This window comes from Streptomyces toxytricini, from assembly GCF_014649915.1.
Lineage (GTDB): Bacteria > Actinomycetota > Actinomycetes > Streptomycetales > Streptomycetaceae > Streptomyces > Streptomyces toxytricini.
Window position 1 is genome coordinate 195,194 of sequence record NZ_BMTY01000010.1, and the last position, 18,761, is coordinate 213,954.

General features: G+C 73.6%; 18 protein-coding genes and 1 pseudogene. 8 read left to right on the forward strand and 11 right to left on the reverse strand.

The features are described 5' to 3' along the window. On the forward strand, positions 1-558 hold a 558-nt coding region (locus IE170_RS32640), incomplete at its 5' end, for an alpha/beta hydrolase family protein (RefSeq protein ID WP_373298992.1). 21 nt (positions 559-579) lie between these two features. Here the strand turns inward: IE170_RS32640 and IE170_RS15120 are convergent. The 3 genes from IE170_RS15120 to IE170_RS15130 form a co-directional block, all read right to left on the reverse strand. After that, a complete protein-coding gene (locus IE170_RS15120) occupies positions 580-2,205 on the reverse strand; it encodes an alpha/beta fold hydrolase (RefSeq protein WP_189809877.1) in 1,626 nt (541 codons plus the stop codon). A 12-nt stretch (positions 2,206-2,217) separates the two neighbouring features. Then, positions 2,218-3,765: an alpha/beta fold hydrolase gene (locus tag IE170_RS15125; protein WP_189809878.1), complete on the reverse strand. Its 1,548-nt coding sequence runs from the start codon at positions 3,763-3,765 to the stop codon at positions 2,218-2,220. A gap of 88 nt (positions 3,766-3,853) precedes the next feature. Continuing rightward, entirely contained in the window at positions 3,854-4,291 is a 438-nt protein-coding gene (locus IE170_RS15130) for a nuclear transport factor 2 family protein (protein ID WP_189809879.1), read from the reverse strand. Positions 4,292-4,439: 148 nt separating this feature from the next. Between IE170_RS15130 and IE170_RS15135 the strand changes: the two genes are divergently transcribed. After that, positions 4,440-4,823: a VOC family protein gene (locus IE170_RS15135; protein WP_189809880.1), complete on the forward strand. Its 384-nt coding sequence runs from the start codon at positions 4,440-4,442 to the stop codon at positions 4,821-4,823. A gap of 50 nt (positions 4,824-4,873) precedes the next feature. Here the strand turns inward: IE170_RS15135 and IE170_RS15140 are convergent, their stop codons facing one another. Next, positions 4,874-5,827 (reverse strand): DMT family transporter, encoded by a 954-nt coding sequence (locus IE170_RS15140; protein ID WP_189809881.1) that lies wholly within the window; start codon positions 5,825-5,827, stop codon positions 4,874-4,876. A gap of 80 nt (positions 5,828-5,907) precedes the next feature. Here IE170_RS15140 and IE170_RS15145 point away from each other — a divergent pair, with 80 nt between their 5' ends. Next, positions 5,908-6,879, forward strand: coding sequence for a LysR family transcriptional regulator (locus IE170_RS15145; protein WP_189809882.1), 972 nt, complete (start codon positions 5,908-5,910; stop codon positions 6,877-6,879). A gap of 47 nt (positions 6,880-6,926) precedes the next feature. Here IE170_RS15145 and IE170_RS15150 read toward each other — a convergent pair whose 3' ends face one another. Beyond that, positions 6,927-7,283 (reverse strand): hypothetical protein, encoded by a 357-nt coding sequence (locus IE170_RS15150; protein WP_189809883.1) that lies wholly within the window; start codon positions 7,281-7,283, stop codon positions 6,927-6,929. A gap of 239 nt (positions 7,284-7,522) precedes the next feature. Between IE170_RS15150 and IE170_RS15155 the strand changes: the two genes are divergently transcribed. Together IE170_RS15155 and IE170_RS15160 are read left to right on the forward strand one after the other, a co-directional pair. Then, positions 7,523-8,095 (forward strand): XRE family transcriptional regulator, encoded by a 573-nt coding sequence (locus tag IE170_RS15155; protein ID WP_189809884.1) that lies wholly within the window; start codon positions 7,523-7,525, stop codon positions 8,093-8,095. A gap of 110 nt (positions 8,096-8,205) precedes the next feature. After that, positions 8,206-9,057, forward strand: a complete 852-nt coding sequence (locus IE170_RS15160; protein WP_189809885.1) for a class I SAM-dependent methyltransferase — start codon at positions 8,206-8,208, stop codon at positions 9,055-9,057. A 297-nt stretch (positions 9,058-9,354) separates the two neighbouring features. Here IE170_RS15160 and IE170_RS15165 read toward each other — a convergent pair whose 3' ends face one another. Continuing rightward, positions 9,355-10,437: a DUF5937 family protein gene (locus IE170_RS15165; protein ID WP_189809886.1), complete on the reverse strand. Its 1,083-nt coding sequence runs from the start codon at positions 10,435-10,437 to the stop codon at positions 9,355-9,357. Between the two features lie 97 nt (positions 10,438-10,534). Here IE170_RS15165 and IE170_RS15170 point away from each other — a divergent pair. Next, positions 10,535-11,834 (forward strand): annotated as a pseudogene (locus tag IE170_RS15170) (MFS transporter). A 39-nt stretch (positions 11,835-11,873) separates the two neighbouring features. Here IE170_RS15170 and IE170_RS15175 read toward each other — a convergent pair. The 5 genes from IE170_RS15175 to IE170_RS15195 all read right to left on the reverse strand — a co-directional run bounded on the left by IE170_RS15175 (position 11,874) and on the right by IE170_RS15195 (position 16,193). Further along, positions 11,874-13,409, reverse strand: coding sequence for a fused MFS/spermidine synthase (locus IE170_RS15175; RefSeq protein ID WP_189809887.1), 1,536 nt, complete (start codon positions 13,407-13,409; stop codon positions 11,874-11,876). Between the two features lie 105 nt (positions 13,410-13,514). Continuing rightward, the gene (locus tag IE170_RS15180; protein ID WP_189809888.1) at positions 13,515-14,510 is read right to left on the reverse strand and encodes a DUF4344 domain-containing metallopeptidase; all 996 of its coding nucleotides are present in this window, start codon (positions 14,508-14,510) and stop codon (positions 13,515-13,517) included. A 100-nt stretch (positions 14,511-14,610) separates the two neighbouring features. Beyond that, positions 14,611-15,417 carry a rod shape-determining protein gene (locus IE170_RS15185; protein ID WP_229884779.1) on the reverse strand — a complete coding sequence of 269 codons (807 nt, stop codon included), beginning with the start codon at positions 15,415-15,417 and terminating at the stop codon, positions 14,611-14,613. 26 nt (positions 15,418-15,443) lie between these two features. Continuing rightward, complete coding sequence (locus IE170_RS15190) at positions 15,444-15,809, reverse strand: TraR/DksA family transcriptional regulator (RefSeq protein ID WP_189809890.1); 366 nt, start codon at positions 15,807-15,809, stop codon at positions 15,444-15,446. Positions 15,810-15,863: 54 nt separating this feature from the next. After that, positions 15,864-16,193, reverse strand: a complete 330-nt coding sequence (locus IE170_RS15195; RefSeq protein ID WP_229884781.1) for a TraR/DksA family transcriptional regulator — start codon at positions 16,191-16,193, stop codon at positions 15,864-15,866. 299 nt (positions 16,194-16,492) lie between these two features. Between IE170_RS15195 and IE170_RS15200 the strand changes: the two genes are divergently transcribed. Then, positions 16,493-17,458, forward strand: a complete 966-nt coding sequence (locus tag IE170_RS15200; RefSeq protein WP_189809892.1) for a HAMP domain-containing sensor histidine kinase — start codon at positions 16,493-16,495, stop codon at positions 17,456-17,458. A gap of 2 nt (positions 17,459-17,460) precedes the next feature. Then, complete coding sequence (locus IE170_RS15205; RefSeq protein WP_189809893.1) at positions 17,461-18,195, forward strand: response regulator; 735 nt, start codon at positions 17,461-17,463, stop codon at positions 18,193-18,195. Positions 18,196-18,761 lie beyond the last annotated feature (566 nt).

Below are 18,761 nucleotides of genomic sequence, written 5' to 3' on the forward strand. Positions count from 1 at the left end.
ATCGCCCTGACGGGCCTCAGCATGGCGGGCGACCTCGCACCCCGCGCCGCGGCGTTCGAAAGCCGGATCGCCGCCCTGGTGGCGATGCCGGGCTGCGTGGACCCCTGGCTGGGCTTCCCGCCCGAGATCCGCCAGATCCTCACGCCCGACAAGCAGCAGACGAACGACATCTGGAACAAGGAGGTCGTCCCGGAGCTGCCCCCGGAGGCCGCCGCGACCATGAAGAAGCGCTTCGAGCCGTTCTCCGTCCCCGCGATGCTCGAAGCCCGACAGGGCCGGTTGTTCACGGACTTCTACACCCCGGCCACCCGCATCCAAGCCATGAAGATCACGGACGTCGTCCCCCGCATCAAGGCCCCCACCCTCGTCCTCGACTACGAAGGCGAGCAGTTCTACCCCGGCCAGCCCCGCCAGATGTACGACGCCCTCACCTCGCCCAAGGACTACGTACGGCTGACGGCGGCGCAGGGAGCACAACTGCACTGCTCTCCGATGGCGCCGCAGCTGCACTGCGAGGTCGTCTTCGACTGGCTGCAGCACACCCTGCCGGGCACCTGACGCCAGCGGGGCCGTTCGACGCTACCGGGTCGAACCGCGCTGCCCGATCTCGAACCCGGGCGGCTTCAGGCCCTTGAGGCACTCCGTGTCCGCCGCGTCCGGGGTGTCGAAGAAGGAGACGGCGATCTGCTGCGCGCACTTCGAGGTGGCGAACACCACGTGCGGCTCGTACGGGACGGTGACGACCGTGGCGTTGGGCAGCGTGCGCGCGACGTACGGCCCGTTGTCCGCGCCGGTCTGGGCGTCGAAGCTGCCGGACAGGGCGAGCGTCGGAATGTCGCTGCGGGTGGCGTCCCGGATCGACGGGTCGGCCGGGGGCACGTCCCACACGTCGCAGTCCGGCCGGAGATAGGTCAGCTGCGGCGCCTGCTCCTGCACCGAGCGGGGGTACGTCGGGAACGCCTTCCGGCCGCCCTCCAGAGCCTGCTCCTCCGTCTCGTACGGCGTCCACTCGCTGCAGAACACGCCGTAGACGAGGCCGTGTGCGACCCTGCCCATGGCCGCCGGGCTGAGCTTGCCGCCTGCGTACTGCTGCGCGATCCGCTGGGGTTTGCCGTTGGCCAACTCGTCGATGGCAATGGGGACTTGCGGTGCGACGTGGGTGGCGGAGGTCATCCAGTTCACCAGCGTGCCGCCGTCCAGCACGACCTTCACCGGCTTGTCGCTGCCCGGCAGCGTGACGGTCGTCGTGACCGGCTTCGCTTCGAGGTCGCGGACGAGCTCGTCGAAGGTGGCCGACAGGTTCGGGTACCGCTCGTTGCACGCCGGCTCGTCCGCGCACGCCTTGAACACGCCGTCGAAGCCCTGCCGGGCGCTGCTCCAGGTCGCCGCCGAACCCGATATGGCCGGCGGCAGGATGCCGTCGAGGGCGACCGAGCGCAGCCCGTCGGGGTGCAGGCGCATGTACACCAGCGCGAGGTGGGTGCCGTAGGAGATGGCGTACAGGTTCCACTGCTTCAGGCCGAGCGCGGCGCGCAGGTCCTCGTAGTCGGCGGCGCTCTCGGTGTCGTTGTAGGCGGCGAGGTCGATGCCCTTGGCGGCCAGCCGGTCGCGGCAGGCCCGGGTGGCCTCGACGTGCAGGCGTTCGGTGGAGGGTGCACCGGAGACGAGGCCGACGGCGCGCGCGTTGAACGCGTCGATGTTCGGGCACAGGACGTTCGGCTCGGCCGAGTACGTGCCGCGCTGGGACATGAGGATGACGTCCCGGTCGCGGTTCAGGCCGCCGCTGATCGCCATCTTCGCCTCGCCGACCGCGTCGTCGCCGGGCCCGCCGGCGAGCCACACGATGGGGTCGGGCTTCGGCGTGGCCGACAGCGCGGGCACGATCGCGACACCGAGCCTGATCTGCCTGCCGTCCGGCCGGGCGCGGTTCTCGGGGACGGTGAGGGTTCCGCAGCGGGCCCCTTCGAGCTCCTCGATCGGCTCCGGCGTCTTCGGACAGGCGCCCGGTGCGTAGCTCGCGTCGCCGACGGTGCGGGCGGCCGTGCCGATCGGCGCGCCGGGCGTGGCAGTGGCGTCGGCGCCGGACTGCGCCTGCGCCGCGGGCACGGCGAGCAGCCCGGCGACGAGCACACCGGTCGCCATGCCCGCGGACGCCGCCCGCAGCCGCCGTACGGTGCGCCTGCGGGGCGTGTGGTGGAGCGTCATCTGCCCTCCCGCTCATTTCGGGATGATCGTGAACGGCGCCGGCTTGAGACCGTCCACGCACGAGGTGTCGGGGGCGGTCGGGCGGGCGAAGAACGACGCCAGCACCTGCTGCGCGCACGGCGACTGCGGGACGACCCAGTGGCCGATGCCGGGGACCAGCACGGACGTCGAGCGGGACAGGTCGGCGGCGACACCCTTCGCCCAACTCGCGCCCGTCTTCACGTCGAACGTGCCGGAGACGACGAGGGCCGGCACCGCGCTTGCCGTGGGCACGCGCTGGATCTCCGCGCGGTCCGCCACGTCCCAGATCCCGCACACCGGGTACTGGAAGGGCAGCTGCGGCGCCTGCGCCAGCACCGAGTCCGGCCAGTCCGGGTACTCCTTGCGGCCCGCCGCCAGCACGTCGGCCTCCGTGTACCCGGGAGCCCACTCGGCGCACGCGATCGAATTCGTCAGGCCGTGGGCGAACTGGCCGGCCTCCTGGACGGATCCGGCCGCGCGCGCCTGCGCGAAGCGCTCCGGGTTCCCGCGGCTCAGCTCGTCGAGCGCCGCCGGCAGGTCGTTCGGCCGCGGCGTGAACGCGACGATCAGGTTCAGCAGCGCGCCGCCGTCGAGCACCGTCTTGACCGGCTTCCCGCCGCCCTCCGGCGTGACGTCCAGGGTCAGCGGCTGCGCCTCCAGCTTGCGGATCTGCTCCGTCAGCATGCCGGGCAGGTCCGGGTAGCGGTCCTTGCAGGCGGGCTGCGCCGCGCACGCCGCGAAGATGCTGCGGATGCCCTCGGAGGTGCTGCTCCAGGTCCAGGGGAGGGTCACGTACTGGGACGGGGCGACGGAGTCGATCGCCACCGAGCGGATCCCCGCGGGGTGCAGGCGCAGGTAGGTGAGGGCCAGGTTGGAACCGTACGAGTACCCGTACACGTTCCACTGGGGGATGCCGAGCGCCGTGCGCAGGTCGGCGAAGTCGGCGGCGTTCTCCGTGGTGTTGTAGGCGTTCAGGTCGACGCCGTCGGCGACGAGCCGGGCCCGGCAGTCCGTCACCGCCTTCCGCATGATCTGCTTCGCCTGCGCGGAGTCGTAGCCCAGGCCGACGGCCTGCTCGTTGAACCGGTCGACCTCGGGGCAGGCCAGGTTCGGCTGGTCGTACAGATTGCCGCGCTGGCCCATGACGATGAGCTCGCGGTCCTTGTTCAGTCCGGAGTCGACGAGGAACGGGATGTCGTCGAACGTGTCGGCGCCGGGCCCGCCCGCCATGAACACCACCGGGTCCGGCGCGGGCTTCTCCGCGGCGGCGGGAATCCTCGCCACCGCCAGCCTGATCGTCCGGCCGCCGGGCCGGGAGCGGTTCTCCGGCACCTCCAAGACGCCGCACTTCGCGCCCGCCAGCGCTTCGATGGGCTCGGGCGGCTCGGGGCAGGCCCCCGGTACGAACCGGGCGCCCGTCGGACCCGTCGGGCTCGGTGTCGCGGCCGGGGAGGCGACGCTGCCGGATGCGGGGCCGAAGGCGGCCAGGCACGCGAGAGCGGCCGCGGCAGCCCCCGCACGGAGGGTGTGCTCGGACAATGCGATCCCGTTCCTTCGCCGGCTTCGGCGGCTGCCGCCGAAGCCGGCGGAGCCGCTGCGTTTGGGGCGGAACGCGCGTCCTTCGAAGCTACCGTGGGGCGCGGCCCCGTGCACCCGGAGCGGACACGCCCCCGGTCACCGTGTCCGCATGCCGGTGGGCCACGCGCCAGGCGCCGTCCTCCCTGCGGTACACCTGGGTGGCGCGCAGCGTGTACGTGCGGGGCTCCCCGTTCACGGAGGCGGAGGTGTGCTCGAGGCCGACGGTGTACGCCATGTCGCCCGAGACGTCGTACGCCTGCAGCTCGAACACGTACGACGTGCAGTCGGAGAACGTCTCCGCGAGGCCGGTGAAGAGGGCGTCCAGCTCGGCGCGGCCGGCGGCGTCGCGCCACGCGCCGAGAACGCTCACCGGTTCGCTGCACGACCAGAGGGCGCGGCGGGCTGCCGCGTCGCCGTTGTGCAGTGCGACCTCCGCCGCGTACAGCTCGGTTCTGACCCATGCCAGGAAATCGTCGCGATCGGTCATGCCCTCATGATGGCCCGGCACGGCGGCCGCGGCCTCGGGGGAGGGGCTTGCCCCCAGTGATCTTCGTGCCGTAGAGGTGGTGGCCCGCCGGCAGGCGCCGGACGCCCCGAGGCGGCGTCCGGTGCGGATACAAGGAAGGCCCACCGACATGGTCTCGGTCGTGCAGAACGTGGCGATTGACTGCTGCGACGCCTACGGACTCGCCTGCTTCTGGAGCAGGGTGACGGGTGGTCCGGTCGATCCGGAGGCCCGACCGGGGGACCCGGAGGTCCAGGTGCTGCTGGAGGAGGGGCCGCTGCTGTACTTCAACCAGGTGCCCGAGCCCAAGACGGTCAAGAACCGCATCCACCTGTGCCTGCGCCCGGACACCACGCGCGAGCAGGAGGTGGAACGCCTCCTGGGCCTCGGCGCGACCCTCGTCGCCGACCGCCGCAATCCCGACGGCTCCGGCTGGGCGGTCCTCGCAGACCCCGAGGGCAACGAGTTCTGCGTGCTGCGCAGCGCGTCGGACCGGGCCGCCACGCCGTCCTGACGCCTGAGCCCGCCCCGACCGGGCCGTGGAGCCGCCGGGCCCGCGACGGGTCACCCGGCGGGGCGGACGGGCTCCGGAACCCCGGTCGGCCCGCGGCGGTCTTCCGCGCCGGAGGCGGCCTGTGGGGCGACTGCGGTGCGGTGGGCGCGTTCGATGGCCTGGCCCCAATAGGTCCCGGCGACCATGAGCCCGGCGCCGAGGCCGGCCCACATGGTGAGCCGTTCACCGCCGACGCCGATCCCCACGGCGACCGCCCAGATCGGCTCCGTGCCCAGGAGCAGGCTGGCCCGGCTCGCGGACGTGCCCTGCACCGCCCACGTCTGGGCGAGGAACGCGAACACGCTGCAGAACAGGGCGAGATAGACGAGCTGCATCCACGTCGCACCACTGCTGTGGAACAGTTCCGGCAGATGGCCGAGGGCGAGCGGCAGGAACAGCGCCGCACCCACGACGGTCTGGACGGCGGTGAGGTTCAGCGGGTCCACGGGCCGGCCGGCGGTGAGCCGTCCGACGAGCGCGACGTGCCCGGCCCGCACGGCCGCGGCGGCGAGCATCAGCCCGTCCCCGAGCCGCGGCGCCTGGAAGCCGGTGCCGACGGTGAGCAGCCCGACGGCCGCGACGCAGCATGCGGCGGCGAGGAAGAACCTCCCCGGCAGCCGGCCGCCGGTGCGGTCCAGCAGCGGGGTCAGCACGATGGTCAGACTGATGATCAGCCCTGCGTTGGCGGCGCTGGTGTGCGCCACCCCGTACGTCTCCAGCACCAGCACGGCGGCCTGCGTCGTCCCGAGCAGCAACCCGGCGCGCACCTCCGCACGTGTCCACGCCCGCCTCCGGCGCCGGAACGCCACCAGCGCCCCACAGGCCACTGCGGACAGGGCGTACCGGGCGAAGAGGACCGCCAGGACGGGAAGGGCGGCGGTGGCCGTCTTGGCGGCGAGGTAGCTGGAGCCCCAGACGAGCGCGACCAGCAGGAGAACCGCATCCGTGCGGCGGGCAACATGCATGCGCCCACCGTGCCCCACCAGCACGTTGAAGACCACAACCAAGATCTAAACCGATCATGTAGCAGCCCTACACTGTCGCCGTGGACGAACGCCAACTGCGCATCCTGCGCGAACTCGGGGACCTGGGCAGCGTCAGTGCAGTCGCCGAGGCGCTGCACGTCACCCCTTCCGCGATCTCCCAGCAGCTGCGGCTGCTGCAGCGCTCCCTCCCCGTCCCGCTCACCGAACGCGCCGGCCGCCGCCTGGTCCTGACCGACGCCGGCCAGGCCCTGGCCGCGGCGGCCGTCCACGTCGAGACGGCCCTGGCCCAGGCGCGGCACGCTGTCACCGACTTCGCCGAGCAGGCGGACGGCGGCGTATCGGTGGCCGCCTTCCACAGCGCGGCCTCGTCCTTCTTCCCGCCCCTGCTGCGCAGCCTCGCCGGCCCCGGCAGCCCCCACCTGGCCCTCGCGGACGAAGACGTCGCCCAGGACGACTTCCCCGCCCTCACCCGGCGCTACGACCTCGTACTCGCCCACCGCCTCGACCACGGCCCCCCGTGGCCGCGCACGGTGACCTCCAGGACGCTCCTGCGTGAACCCCTGGACATCGCCCTGCCGGCCGGCCACGCGCTGGCCTCCCGTCCCGCGCTCGCGCCGCACGAGGTGGCGGACCAGCCGTGGATCACCGTCCACGACGGCTTCCCGCTGATGCAGACCATCAAGGCCATCGCCGTCGTCGCCAACCGCCGGCTGGACATCGTCCACCGGATCAACGAGTTCGCCGTGGTCGCCGAGGTCGTCGCCGCCGGCGGCGGCCTCGCGCTGATGCCCCGCTGGACGGCCCGGCCGCACCCCGGCGTCGTCCTCAGGCCGCTCAGCGCAGTCCACGCCCGACGCGACATCGACGTCCTCCACCGCCCCGAACGCACCGCCCGGAAGGCCGTCCGCACGGTCCTCGCGGCCCTGCACACCGCGGCCGCCCACATCCGGAGCCGGGACCGCTCCGCCGGCACCCCTGCCACAGCCGATGGGGAGCCTCCCGGCCTCGTGCGAGGCCGGGAGGCTCCCTGAGGCAGGGCCGACGGGTGACCGATGACCGCGAGGTCGAGGCCGGATCCTCAGTCTCGGTCGTGGTCGTCGTCGGGGGCGTGATGGAACTTCACGGTTGTGGTGGTGGTGACGGTCTTCTTGAGGACCTTGCCGTGATGGTTCTTGGTGATCTTGGTCACCGTCTTGACGGTGGTGACCTTGACCCGCCCGTCACTCAGGGTGCGCTTCGTGACCGTGATCTTGGTCGTCACGATCGTTTTGGCGCGGCCCTCGTGCGCCACGTGCTCCTGGGTCGTCTGGACGGCCGGCGTCTGCGGCGCGGCCGGCGCGGCGAAGGCGGTGGAGGGGAGGAGCGCTCCGCCGGCGGCGAGGGCTCCGCAGGCACCGAGGAGGGCGAGACGCTGGGTGAGGTTGATGCGGGTCATGGGTGTCTCCTGGGGGGTAAGTCCGCCGGTCCATCGCCCGGCCGATCCGAGTCGCCCCTTGCTGGGGCCGTGCTTCCATTGGGCCCCACGGGCGACAACCGGGTCACGCCCCTGCATCTCGGGACTTGACGCCCTCCCCCGCTCGGTGTTCACTCCACCGCCCCGGCCGGACCTGCCGACACCGTGACCTCATGCGCAGGGCACAGCCCGTACTGCCCCAGAGGCATACCATGCTGCCCATGACGCAAGATGACGGGGAGCTCGACAGCCTCGTACGCAAGCGGATCCGAGCCCTGCGCGTGGCGCAGGGCTGGTCCCTGGAGGAGCTGGCCACTCGCGCCAACCTCAGCCCGTCCTCGCTCAGCCGCATCGAGAACGGCCGGCGTCGACTCGCCCTCGACCAGCTCGTCACCCTCGCCCGCGCTCTGGACACCACCCTGGACCAGCTCGTGGAGAACGCCGCCGACGACGTCGTCATCAGCCCGATGATCGACGGTGCCCGCGGCCTGATGCGCTGGCCCGTCAAGGGGGAGCCCGGCATGACCGTGGTGCGCCGGCGCATGACGGACCCGCCGCCCGACAACCCCGCCGGAATGCGCGCCCACCCCGGCCGTGAATGGCTGGTGGTGCTCTCCGGCACAGCCGTCCTCATGCTCGGCCACCGGCGCTTCCGCATCGAGACCAACCAGGCCGCCGAATTCCCCACGATGATGCCGCACGCCATCGGCGCCGAGGGCGGCCCCTGCGAGATCCTCGGCATCTTCGACCGCGACGCCCGCCGCGGCCACCAGAAAGACGCCGACGCCACCTGACGCCCCGCCCTGCAGCCGGCCCATTGCGCGGCGAGCAGCACACAGCCCTGCTTTCTTGCGCACTAGGCAAGGAGCCTTGCGGCAGGCGCATCAGTCTGTACGGTGGCGGCATGAGCGAAACGCACCACCACACCTCCTCCCACCACGAGCACGGCGACGCCGGCCAAGCGGAGATCCTCGACCTGGACGCCGAAGTGCTCGCCGAACACACCGCTTCCCTCACCGCCTGGCTGCCGCTGAACGGCCGGCCGCACCAGATCGTCGACCTGGGCAGCGGCACGGGCGCGGGCACCTTCGCGCTCCTCGACCGCTTCCCCGACGCACACGTCACCGCCGTCGACGCCTCGGCCGGGCACCTCCGCCTCCTGCGCGAGAAGGCGTGCGCCCGCGGTGTCGAGGGCCGCGTACGGACCGTCCAGGCCGACCTCGACACCGACCCCTGGCCCGACCTCGGCACGCCGGACCTGGTATGGGCCTCGGCCTCGATGCACCACATGGCCGACCCCGATCGCGCCCTGCGCAACGTCCGGGAACTCCTCGCCCCCGCCGGTCTGTTCGCCGTCGTCGAGCTCGCCGGCTTCCCCCGCTTCCTCCCCGCCCACGCCCCGGAGAGCCGACCCGGCCTCGAAGAGCGCGCCCACGCCGCGACGGACCGCTTCCACTCCGAGCACGTTCCGCACCGCGGCGCCGACTGGGGGCCGATGCTGAAGGCCGCCGGCTTCACCGTCGACTCCGAGCGCACCCTCACCGTCGACATCCCGGGCGAGCGCAGCGAGGCGATCGGCCGCTACGCCCACGGCAGCCTGCAGCGCATCCGCAGCGTTGCCGCGGCCGCACTCGGCCCCGAGGACCTCGCGGCCCTCGACGAACTCCTGGACACCACCAGCCCGAACGGCCTGCTGCACCGCAAGGATCTGGCCGTACGCACGAAGCGCACGGTCTGGGCCGCCCGCCCCGCCTGACACCACCCCGACCCCTGACCCGGGGCACCCCGCCGCTCGCCCCCCTCGGCGACCGCTCCCGCGCGCAGACGGCCGCGGTGCCGATACGCCTGGACGCCCAGACGGACGAGGTACAGCGCCCCGGCCGGCCTCACGGCGGTGACCACGGCGGCCGACCACCACCCACCGCGAGGGCTACCACGTCCTCTACGCCCTCAACCGCACGCGCCTCGACGCCGTCACGGCGGCCCTTACCACCCTCGCCCCCACCGACTGACCCCCCGGCCGCTACCGCTGCGCGGCAGCCGGCCGGCGCCGCTACCGCAGTGCCGCGGCCAGCAGGTCGGTGCCCAGCGCCGTCAGGTCCGACAGGTTGAGGCCGTAGCGGACGTACCGCCCCTCCCGCCGCGCCGTGACGAGCCCTGCCTGCCGCAGGAGCGCCACGTGGCGGGAGACCTCCGGAGGCGTCAGCTCCCAGGCGTGGGCCAGCTCGCCGTTGGTGTGCGGTCCCCGGGCCAGGGTGCGGAGCAGCCGCAGACGGGTCGGGTGGGCGAGGGCCTCCAGCCGCAGCGCGACCGTCTCCAGTGAAACCGGCTCCGCGGGGCCGGGCCCGTCCACCGGGTACTGCACGACCGGCCGCCAGCCGGGCGCGTGGACCACCGCAAGGTGCGGTCGGCCGAAGACACTCGGGATGAAGGTGACACCGCTGCCCCTGGCGGTCGTCGCCTTGTCCAGCAGCTTGTCCACGAGGATGGAGTCGCCGTCCGGCGCCAGGGTCACCACGCCGGAGACCGAGGCGAGGGCCGCCCCGAGGCCATGGCGCCTCAGCAGGTCGTTCTTCCACCGCAGGTCCGTTGCGATCCGGACGGCCGCATCGGCCCACGCCGCGTCGAAGAAGGCGCCGGCACAAGCCTCCAGCGTCTCCCGGACGCGCGCCCGTACTGCCCCCGGATCCGCGAGGAGCCGCTCCGCGAAGGCTCCCTGGCGCGGGCCCCGGGCCTGGGCCAGGTCGAGGGCCAGCTCGCGCGTTGCGGCATCGGTGAGGGGCGAGGGGGACGCGAAGTGGACCCGGTTGCCGCACGTGGTGATCAGCGCGGCGGACACGTACCGCTCGTCGTCGATCCGGTCCACGTCGTCCAGTTCCTCCCCGAGCGTCCGCCGCGGCCGCGCCGGCAGCATGAAGTCGGCCTGCGACGTACGCCAGAGGAACTCCGCCTCCCGCAGCCGCTCGGCCAGCTCCGGCTCCAGCCCGGCCCACACCTCGGCGGCCCACGCGGCGAACTCCGGATGGTGGTCCGGCTCGGCCAGCACGTGCAGCATCGCCGTCAGCTCGGCCAGGGGGGACGCGGCGAACTGCAGCGCCTCGCTGGGCACACCGCCGATGTCGATCCTCAACGTCATCCGCACATCATCCCCACTCCGCCGGACGCGCCTGCGACGGTTGACGATCTCCGTCAAGCAACGTGCCCCCGCGCACCGCCGAACCCACCGTTCCCTCATGCCCGCCACGACCCCCGCCCTCGCCCGCACCCGGGTCCCGAAAGTCCGGCCGCGCGCTCTGCTGCGCGCCTCGGGAGGCCCCCGCTACGCCGTCGCCCTGACCATCGACGCCCTCGGCACGGGCCTCCTGCGGCCCTTCCTCCTCCTCTACGGCGTCACGGTCCTCGACCTGTCCGCCTTCGGCACCGGCCTCGCCATGACGGCCGGCATCGTCCTCGGCCTGCTCTGCATGCCCGCCGTCGGGCGGTGGCTGGACCGGGGTGCCCGCAGCACCGTCGTCGCCGCCTCGACGCTGATCCGCGCACTGGGCGTGGCCGTCCTGGTCGCGACCCCGCCGGGGCACGCCTGGCCGTTCACCGCCGCGGCCCTCCTCCTGGGCATCGGCAACCAGGCCTGGCCCGCCGCCCATGCGGCCCTCGTCGCCACCCTCGCCCACGGGCGGGAGCGCGACGCCGCCCTCGCCGCGGGACGCGCCCTGCGCAACGCCGGAATGGGGGTCGGCGCCCTCCTCGCGATGGCCTGCATGGCCGGCGGGACCTCCGCCCTGCAAGCGCTGGCAGCCGTCACGGGAACGGCGTACCTGGCCGCCGCGGCACTCGCGCGGCCGGTCCGCGTACGAGCGGAGCAGCCCGGGAACACAGCAGCCCGGTCCCGATCAGCGGCGGCCCCGGACGGACACCCGCCCCGCATGCGCGCCCTTCTCGCCGCCAACGCGGTGTACGTCTTCTGCCTCAACATCCCGGAGATCGCCCTCCCCGTTGATCCTGCTCACGCAACTGCACGCCTCACCGGTGTGGTCGGCGGCGATCTTCGTGGCCAACACCGTTCTGGTGGTCGTGCTCCAGGTCCCGATCACCATCCTGATGTCCCGCTACACCCGGCGCACCGCCATGGCCGTCGCCGGCATCATCCTCGCAGCCTCCTACCTGGGCTTCCTCGCCGTGACGTCCCTGGCCGACAGGGACGGACAGGTCTGGGCCGCCGCCGGCGTCGCCGCCGTGTCCGTCGTCTGCACCCTCGGTGAGATCGCCTACACCGGCAGCGCCACCGCCCTGGTGACGGCCCTCGCCCCGCCGGGTGCCCTGGGGCGCACCCTGGCCCGCTTCGAGTTCTCCTCCGGCTTCGGCCTCGCCGTCTCACCGGCGGCCATCACCGCCCTCGCGCCGCACGGCCCGACCGCACTGTGGGGCACCCTGGCCGCGGCGACCCTCGTGTCGGCCTCCGCCGTGGCCGCCGAAGCGGACCCCGCGGCCCCGAACGGACAACCCCACGCCAACGCAGGCCCGGGCGGCGGGTGAAGAGGCGTCGCGGAGTTGCGCTGCAGGAGGGCTGTGGCGTCAGCGGCCGCGCGGAGGGCCGTACGGCTGGAGGAGCTGGTCCACGGGGGCGTAGTCGTCGCTCAGCGGCCGGGCGCCGCCGATCCAGGCGGTCAGGGCGTCACCGGTGGCGATCTTCCAGCCGGTCCCGCGGCCGTCCAGAGCGCGCTGTGTCGCGGGGACGTCGAACGGCCGGTCGGAGGCGAGGGCCACGAGGTTGCCGCCCGAGGGAGCGGTGGCGCGGTCGAGGCCGATGTCCTCGGGCTCGCCCATGACGGCGACGTGCTCGAAGGTTCCGCCGAGCGTGGCGACTTCGGCACGTGCGAAGGCCATGTCGCCGTGGTCGATGAGGTTGGCGACGTACACGCCGCCCCCGTTGAGCACACGGCGTACGTCGGCCATCGCCTCCGCCGTCGTGAGGTGCCAGGGCACGCTCACGCCCCCGAAGGCGTCGCCCACGACGAGATCCAGGCTGGCGGCGTCCAGGCGCCGAAGGCCGAGCCTGCCGTCCTCGACGCGCACGTCGATACCGTTGCCCGGCCTCAGGCCCAGGTGGTCGCGGTTGATGCGGACGACCCCGTCGTCGATCTCGGACACGACGCTGCGCGTGCCGGGGCGCGTGGCGGCGAGATGGCGGGGGAGGGTGAGTCCGCCGCCCCCCAGGTGGTGGGCGGCGAGCGGCCGCCCCTCGGGGAACGCGGCATCGACGACCGACGCGATGGCCCGCACGTACGTGAACTCCAGGACGGCCGGGTCGTCGACGTCGACGTAGGAGTGCCGCAAGCCGTCCAGGACGAGGGTGCGGCCGGTGGCCCGGGCGGGGTCCGCGACGATGCGCGCGCAGTGGTAGCGGGTCTCCTGGTCGCAGTTGCCGGGCGCCACGGTGACGGCGAGGCCGCCGGCGAGGACCGCGAGTGCCAGCACGGGCGTGCTGTTCCATCCGCGCCTGCGCCACTCCACCAGCGCGGAACCGGCCACCAGCAGGGTGCCGAGGCCGATCAGGATGCCGCTCACCGGCAGGCGCGACACGAGGACGAACCCGGTGAGGACGGTGCCGACGATGGCGCCGAACGTGCCCACGCCGGACAGCCGCCCGACGACCGTTCCTGTCTCAGCCAGGCTCGTCAGGCGCAGCTTGGTGACGATCGGCGTCACCGCCGACAGCAGCGCGCCGGGCACGAGGATGGCCAGCGAGGCGACCAACAGCAGGGCGGCCGGCACCCGTTCCGCAGTGGTGCGCAGCAGGGCGGGGGTGAGCGCCACGACCGCCCCCGACATCCCGAGCGCCGGCCCGACGAGCCGGCGGGGATCGACGCGGTCGGCGAGGCGTCCGCCCAGCCAGGACCCGGAGGCGATCGCCGTGAGGGCGATGCCGATCACCAGGGTGCTGGTCTCCAGGGTGAGGCCGAGGTACGGGGCCAGCAGCCGCAGAGCGACGATCTCGACCACCAGGACGGCAGCCGAAGACCCGAACACGAGCACGAAAGCCGCACCGGGGCCGAGGCCGCCGCGGGGAGGACTGCCCTCGGTGACGGGCGAGGACGGCGAACTGGTCACGGGCGCCATCCTTGCACGAAACGCCTCCCCGGACGGCGGTCGTGCTCGACAGCCGGCCACTTCCCCGCCGCAACCGTCACCCTGGAGCGTGAGCCCTGGAAAGGATCACTGGCTCCTGCGGATGTCGTCGATCCGCTTCGCCAGGTCCCGCGTCTGCGCGATCAACCGCGCCTGCGCCTGCTTCTGCTCCCCGTCGCCCCGGGCCTCGAACGCCGGGCTGAAGTGCGGCCGGAGCTGTGTCCACCAGCCGTAGTCCAGCATCGCCCACGCCTGCGGGCACAGGGGGGCCCGGGTCTTGGGGAGACGGCCGCTGCCGACCAGGGACCGCTGGTATTCCGGCGGGTCGCTGCCGTACAGGTAGCACAGGAAGTTGTAGGCCCGCTGCTGGGTGACGGGGTGGTCGCTCGACATGCTCTCCAGGGTCGGCGTTCCCTCCTTGCGGGCGATCTCGTCGAAGAGGATCGCGGCGGCGAGCGACGGGCCCGGCCCGACCTCGTCGATGGTGTAGAAGGAGGCGAAGCCGTCGGCCGCGTCCTCTTCGAGGCCGAGGTTGGCCAGCAGCAGCTGGCGCTGCAGTGCATGGCCCATCTCGTGGCCGAAGATGAACTCGGTGGACAGCACGGTCAGATCGTCGGTGTTGTACTCCGACGCCGGGAACGGGTCGGGCCGCTCGACGGTCTTCACGACGTCGGCGAAGGCCTTCTGGATCTCGGCCAGGAATGACGGGGGGACGAAGACCGTCCTGCCGTCAGGCTGGGTGACGGCGTCGGTGACACCGCGCGGGACGTCGCCGGTGACCTTCACGACCAGATCGTGCGGGAGGGCGAGCGTCCTGTTCACCCAGTCCGCCGTCCGCTCCAGCACCCGGGACTTCCGGATCAGAGCCACGACCTCCCGTTCCTGCGGTGCGACCGTACCGGTCTCGTAGACGACCGTGACCCGCCCGGAGCGCGCCACCTGCGGGTGGGGCCCGGCCCCGGGGACCTGCCCGCCGCCTGCCGCCCCGCCACCGCACCCGGCCACGACCGCCCCGGCGACGGCCAGCACGCCCGAGGCCGCGACGACGCGGGCCCTCCTTGAGCAACCGGCGGTGTTCGGCATGCTGATCGCTCCCGTCGTGTGCTTCTCCCGCACCGATTCTGAGGCTGCCGGGACGCCGCTGCCCGCCGGGCAGCCCGTTCGGGCGAGGCCCGGCCGCACCCTACGGGCCGCAGCCGGAGGACCGCCATGCGGATCCGGCCCGGGCCGACGGGTGGCCCTGTGCGGCGTACAACACCCTGACGGCGCCGCGGAGCGCAGCGGTGTGCGGCGGACGGACCGCCGTCACCGGCGCCCGCAGGCCGTCGGCGAGCAGCGGGACCAGGTCGGGGCGCAGCCCGCCACCACCGGCCAGGAGCACGCCCCGGTCCAGCGCAGCGGCGGTCATGGCGGTGCGGTCGTGGCGGAGCATGGCGCGCACCATCGCGGCGACCGCGTCCCCGAGTTCCTCCGAAGGGCCGGCCCCGACCGGGTCGCCCGTGCCGAGGGCGGTACTGCGTGCGTCGACGACCGCGCCGTCGACGAGCAGGACGACCTCGCTGGAGTGGGCGCCGACGTCCGCGACCAGCAGCGGCCGGGCGAGATCGGCGTGTGCCGCAAGGGCCGCGGCGCGGGCCGTGGACAGGCTGACGACGGCTCGCGGGCGCAGCACCGCCGCGACCGCACGGGCCCGCTCCCGGTACACCGGGCCCTGCATCACCCGCGTGGTGACCACGACGAGGGGACGGGCACGGCGCGGCACGTGAGGGGCGATCAGCCGGCCGAGTCTCCGGGCGGTCTCGGGTACGTCCTCGATGGCGCCGCGCCCGGCCGGGTCGTGCACTGCGCGCGCATCCGGCACGTTGATGCCGGGTACGTCGAGGACCACGCCGCGGCTCGCGACCCAGACCCGCGTCCGGGCACTGCCCATGTCCAGCACAAGGCCGTCGTACCGCGGGGAGCGCGGCCGGGACGGATGCCTGACGGGCACGCCGGCACCACGTCGGTGAGTCGTGCTCATCGCCCGGCCTCCCGCACCTGCTGGCAGCGCGCGCAGTAGCGGGCCTGCGGCACGATGGCCAGGCGTTCCCGGTCGATCGGCCGCCGGCACAGGTGGCAGATGCCGTAGCGGCCCTCGGCGATCCGCTGCAGCGCCGCTCGGACGTCGGCGAGGACCATGCGCGCCGAGGCGGCCAGTGTGACCTGCACCTCGACCCGCCCCGGGGAGCTGCGTCCCTGCGCCTCCTCCGCCTGCGACGCAGCGGCGATCCTCCGCAACTGCTCCCGGCGGAACAGCAGCTGTTCGTGCAGGTTCTCCTGCAGGGCCGCGAGGTCCTCGAACGACAGGTGCGCGCTCGGTCCGTTGACGGTCTGGTGGTTCACGACGACACCCCTTGTGAACAGGGCGGACACGCGGACTGGACTGCCGGATGGCAGTCAGGTGGTCAGTCGGTTCTGGCAGGCGACGCAGTACCGCGTATAGGGCAGGATCTCCAAGCGCTCCGCGGGGACGGCCGCCGAGCAGCTCAGACAGGTGCCGTAGGAGCCGTCGTCGAGTCGGGCGAACGCCTCCTCGATCTCCTTGAGCACCCGCCTGTTGGCTTCCGCCTGTGCGGACATCAGGTGCCCGTCAGGGCTCTGCCCGCCTCCGAGGAGGGCCTGGAGCTGGGCGGCCCGGCTGCTGCGGGCGTGCTCGAGACGCCGGCGCGCGTCCTGGGCGGACAGCCGGCCGCGGTGCGGGCCGGTCCGGGAAACGTCGAGAGGCACGGCAGAGTCCCTTCGGGTCGGCTCCGGGCGCAGAGGTGGCGCCCGCTTCCACGGCAGCGCACGGACGGCCGTCGGCGGTCGGCGGTCGGCGGTCGGAGGTTCCGGCACTGCGGTCCTACGACTCTGCCCGTCCCCCCGCCGGAAGGACATGGGTGACAGGCCCCATCTCGCGCCTTCCGCCATGACCACACGACCGCTTTCGAACCGTGGATATGGGGGTCAGAACCCATCGACATCCGCCAGAAGCAAAGGCAGAGTGGCGCCTGTACGTCCTTAATCAAAGGAAGGGGGCCGCGCCGGTGTCACTGTTCTGGCGGATCTTCGGGCTCAACGGCGTGGTGCTGGGCGCGGCGACCGCGCTCCTGCTGTGGGCACCGGTGACCGTTTCGGTGCCGGTACTCCTCACCGAGGCGGTCATCCTGGTGGGCGGCCTGGTGGTCATGCTCGTCGCCAACGCGGCCCTGCTGCGCTGGGGCCTGGCACCGCTGGACCGGCTGAGGGCCCTGATGGCCACCGTCGACCTGCTGCGCCCCGGCCAGCGCCTGCCCATGCCCGGTCCCGGCGGAGGTGCGGACGGCGAGATCGGCCAGTTGGTCCGCGCGTTCAACGCCATGCTGGAGCGGCTGGAACAGGAGAGGGCCTCATCCAGTGCCCGCGTACTCCTCGCCCAGGAAGCGGAGCGCCGCCGGATCGCCCAGGAACTGCACGACGAGGTCGGCCAGAGCATGACCGCGATCCTGCTCGTGCTGGGCCGCGCCGCGGACACCGCAGACGCACCCCTGCGCGAGGAGCTCCAGCAGGCCCGGGAGATCACCCGCGACAGCCTGGACGAGGTACGCCGCCTCGTACGCCGTCTGCGCCCGGGCGTCCTCGACGACCTGGGCCTGGTGAGCGCCCTGACCTCGCTCACCCAGGACTTCTCCACCCACACCGGCCTGCACGTCGTGCGCCGCTTCGAGACCGGTCTGCCGGCCCTGGAGCCGGAGACCGAACTCGTCCTGTACCGGGTGGCCCAGGAGAGCCTGACGAACGCGGCCCGGCACGCCGACGCGCGCCGTGTCGGCGTGAGCCTGCACCGGGCCGACGACGCGGTCGTGCTGGAGATCGCCGACGACGGCCGCGGCATCGGGGGAGCGTGCGAGGGAGCCGGCATCCGCGGCATGCGCGAACGCGCCCTCCTCGCGGGAGCCGCCCTCCACCTCGCCTCCGCCCCCGGGTCGGGCACCCGCATCCGCCTCACCGCCCCCGCGCTCACGGAGCCTTGACCATGCCCGGCGCCGCACCCCTTCCCGCACCCGCAGCCCTCCCCGGACCCGGCCACACCCCGGCCCCGGGCCCCTCCGTGCCCACCCCGCGACCGACCCGCATCCTGCTCGCCGACGACCACGCCCTCGTACGCCGCGGCATCCGCCTGATCCTCGACCGGGAACCGGACCTGCAGATCGTCGCCGAAGCGGGCGACGGCGCCGAAGCCGTTCGGGCGGCGCGGAGCGCGGACATCGACCTGGCCGTACTCGACATCTCCATGCCGCGCCTCACCGGCCTGCAGGCCGCCCGCGAGCTGGCCGCTCTCCGGCCGAACGTGCGGATCCTCATGCTCACGATGCACGACAACGAGCAGTACCTCCTCCAGGCCCTGAAGGCCGGCGCCTGCGGATACGTACCGAAATCCGTCGCGGACCGCGACCTGGTCCGCGCCTGCCGGGCCGCGATGCGCAACGAGCCGTTCCTGCATCCCGGCGCGGTGACCGCCCTGATCCGCGCCTGCCTGGAGCGGGGCGCGCCCGGCGAGGACGACCGCGACGGCGTCCTCACCCCCCGCGAGGAGGAGGTCCTCAAACTCGTGGCCGAGGGGCACTCCTCCAAGCACATCGCCGAGCTCCTGTTCATCAGCATCAAGACGGTGCACCGCCACCGGGCCAACCTGCTGCACAAGCTCGGCCTCCGCGACCGGCTGGAGCTGACCCGGTACGCCATCCGCACCGGCCTCATCGAACCCTGACTCCGCGCGGCTCCCCGCACCCCGGACGCCCGGCCGCACGTTCCCCGCGCATCCCGGCGGACAGCCCCGCGCCCACCGCACCCCTGCACCGGCACCCGGAGAGGACGGCGCATGCATCCCGCACCCCGCACCGTCCCGGCCCCCGGGCGCCGGATCGGGGCAGCGCTCTGCCTGCTCCTCGCCCTCCTGACGACGGCCGCGACCGGCGCACCCGCCGCATCGTCCCCGCTGCCCCTGTCCGCCGCCCTTGCGACGGGCAGCGCGGAGCGCGCCCACGCCGGCCTCCACGCCGAGGCCCCGCACGCGGAGAACAACCCCTGCAGGGCCGCGGCCAGGGACACGCAGCCCGGCGAACGCATGTCCGCCCCGGACCACCTCGCCACCTCGGCCCGCACCGCTGCCGCTACCCCGGCCGCCGCCGCGCGCGCCAGGGAGCCCCGCACCCCCGCGGCCCCACCGGGCCCCGCGCTCCCCGACCGCAACCGGGCACCCCCGCTTCCTCCCGGCACCCGACACCCCCGCAATCCCACCCCGCCGCGGCCGCACCTGCGGCTCCGCGGCCCGCC

Bases quoted from the DNA above. Each gene is read 5' to 3' on its own strand.
- IE170_RS15120 (WP_189809877.1), bottom strand. From the start codon at position 2,205: ATGACGCTCCACCACACGCCCCGCAGGCGCACCGTACGGCGGCTGCGG.
- IE170_RS15130 (WP_189809879.1), bottom strand. From the start codon at position 4,291: ATGACCGATCGCGACGATTTCCTGGCATGGGTCAGAACCGAGCTGTAC.
- IE170_RS15135 (WP_189809880.1), top strand. From the start codon at position 4,440: ATGGTCTCGGTCGTGCAGAACGTGGCGATTGACTGCTGCGACGCCTAC.
- IE170_RS15140 (WP_189809881.1), bottom strand. From the start codon at position 5,827: ATGCATGTTGCCCGCCGCACGGATGCGGTTCTCCTGCTGGTCGCGCTC.
- IE170_RS15150 (WP_189809883.1), bottom strand. From the start codon at position 7,283: ATGACCCGCATCAACCTCACCCAGCGTCTCGCCCTCCTCGGTGCCTGC.
- IE170_RS15155 (WP_189809884.1), top strand. From the start codon at position 7,523: ATGACGCAAGATGACGGGGAGCTCGACAGCCTCGTACGCAAGCGGATC.
- IE170_RS15160 (WP_189809885.1), top strand. From the start codon at position 8,206: ATGAGCGAAACGCACCACCACACCTCCTCCCACCACGAGCACGGCGAC.
- IE170_RS15165 (WP_189809886.1), bottom strand. From the start codon at position 10,437: ATGACGTTGAGGATCGACATCGGCGGTGTGCCCAGCGAGGCGCTGCAG.
- IE170_RS15180 (WP_189809888.1), bottom strand. From the start codon at position 14,510: ATGCCGAACACCGCCGGTTGCTCAAGGAGGGCCCGCGTCGTCGCGGCC.
- IE170_RS15205 (WP_189809893.1), top strand. From the start codon at position 17,461: ATGCCCGGCGCCGCACCCCTTCCCGCACCCGCAGCCCTCCCCGGACCC.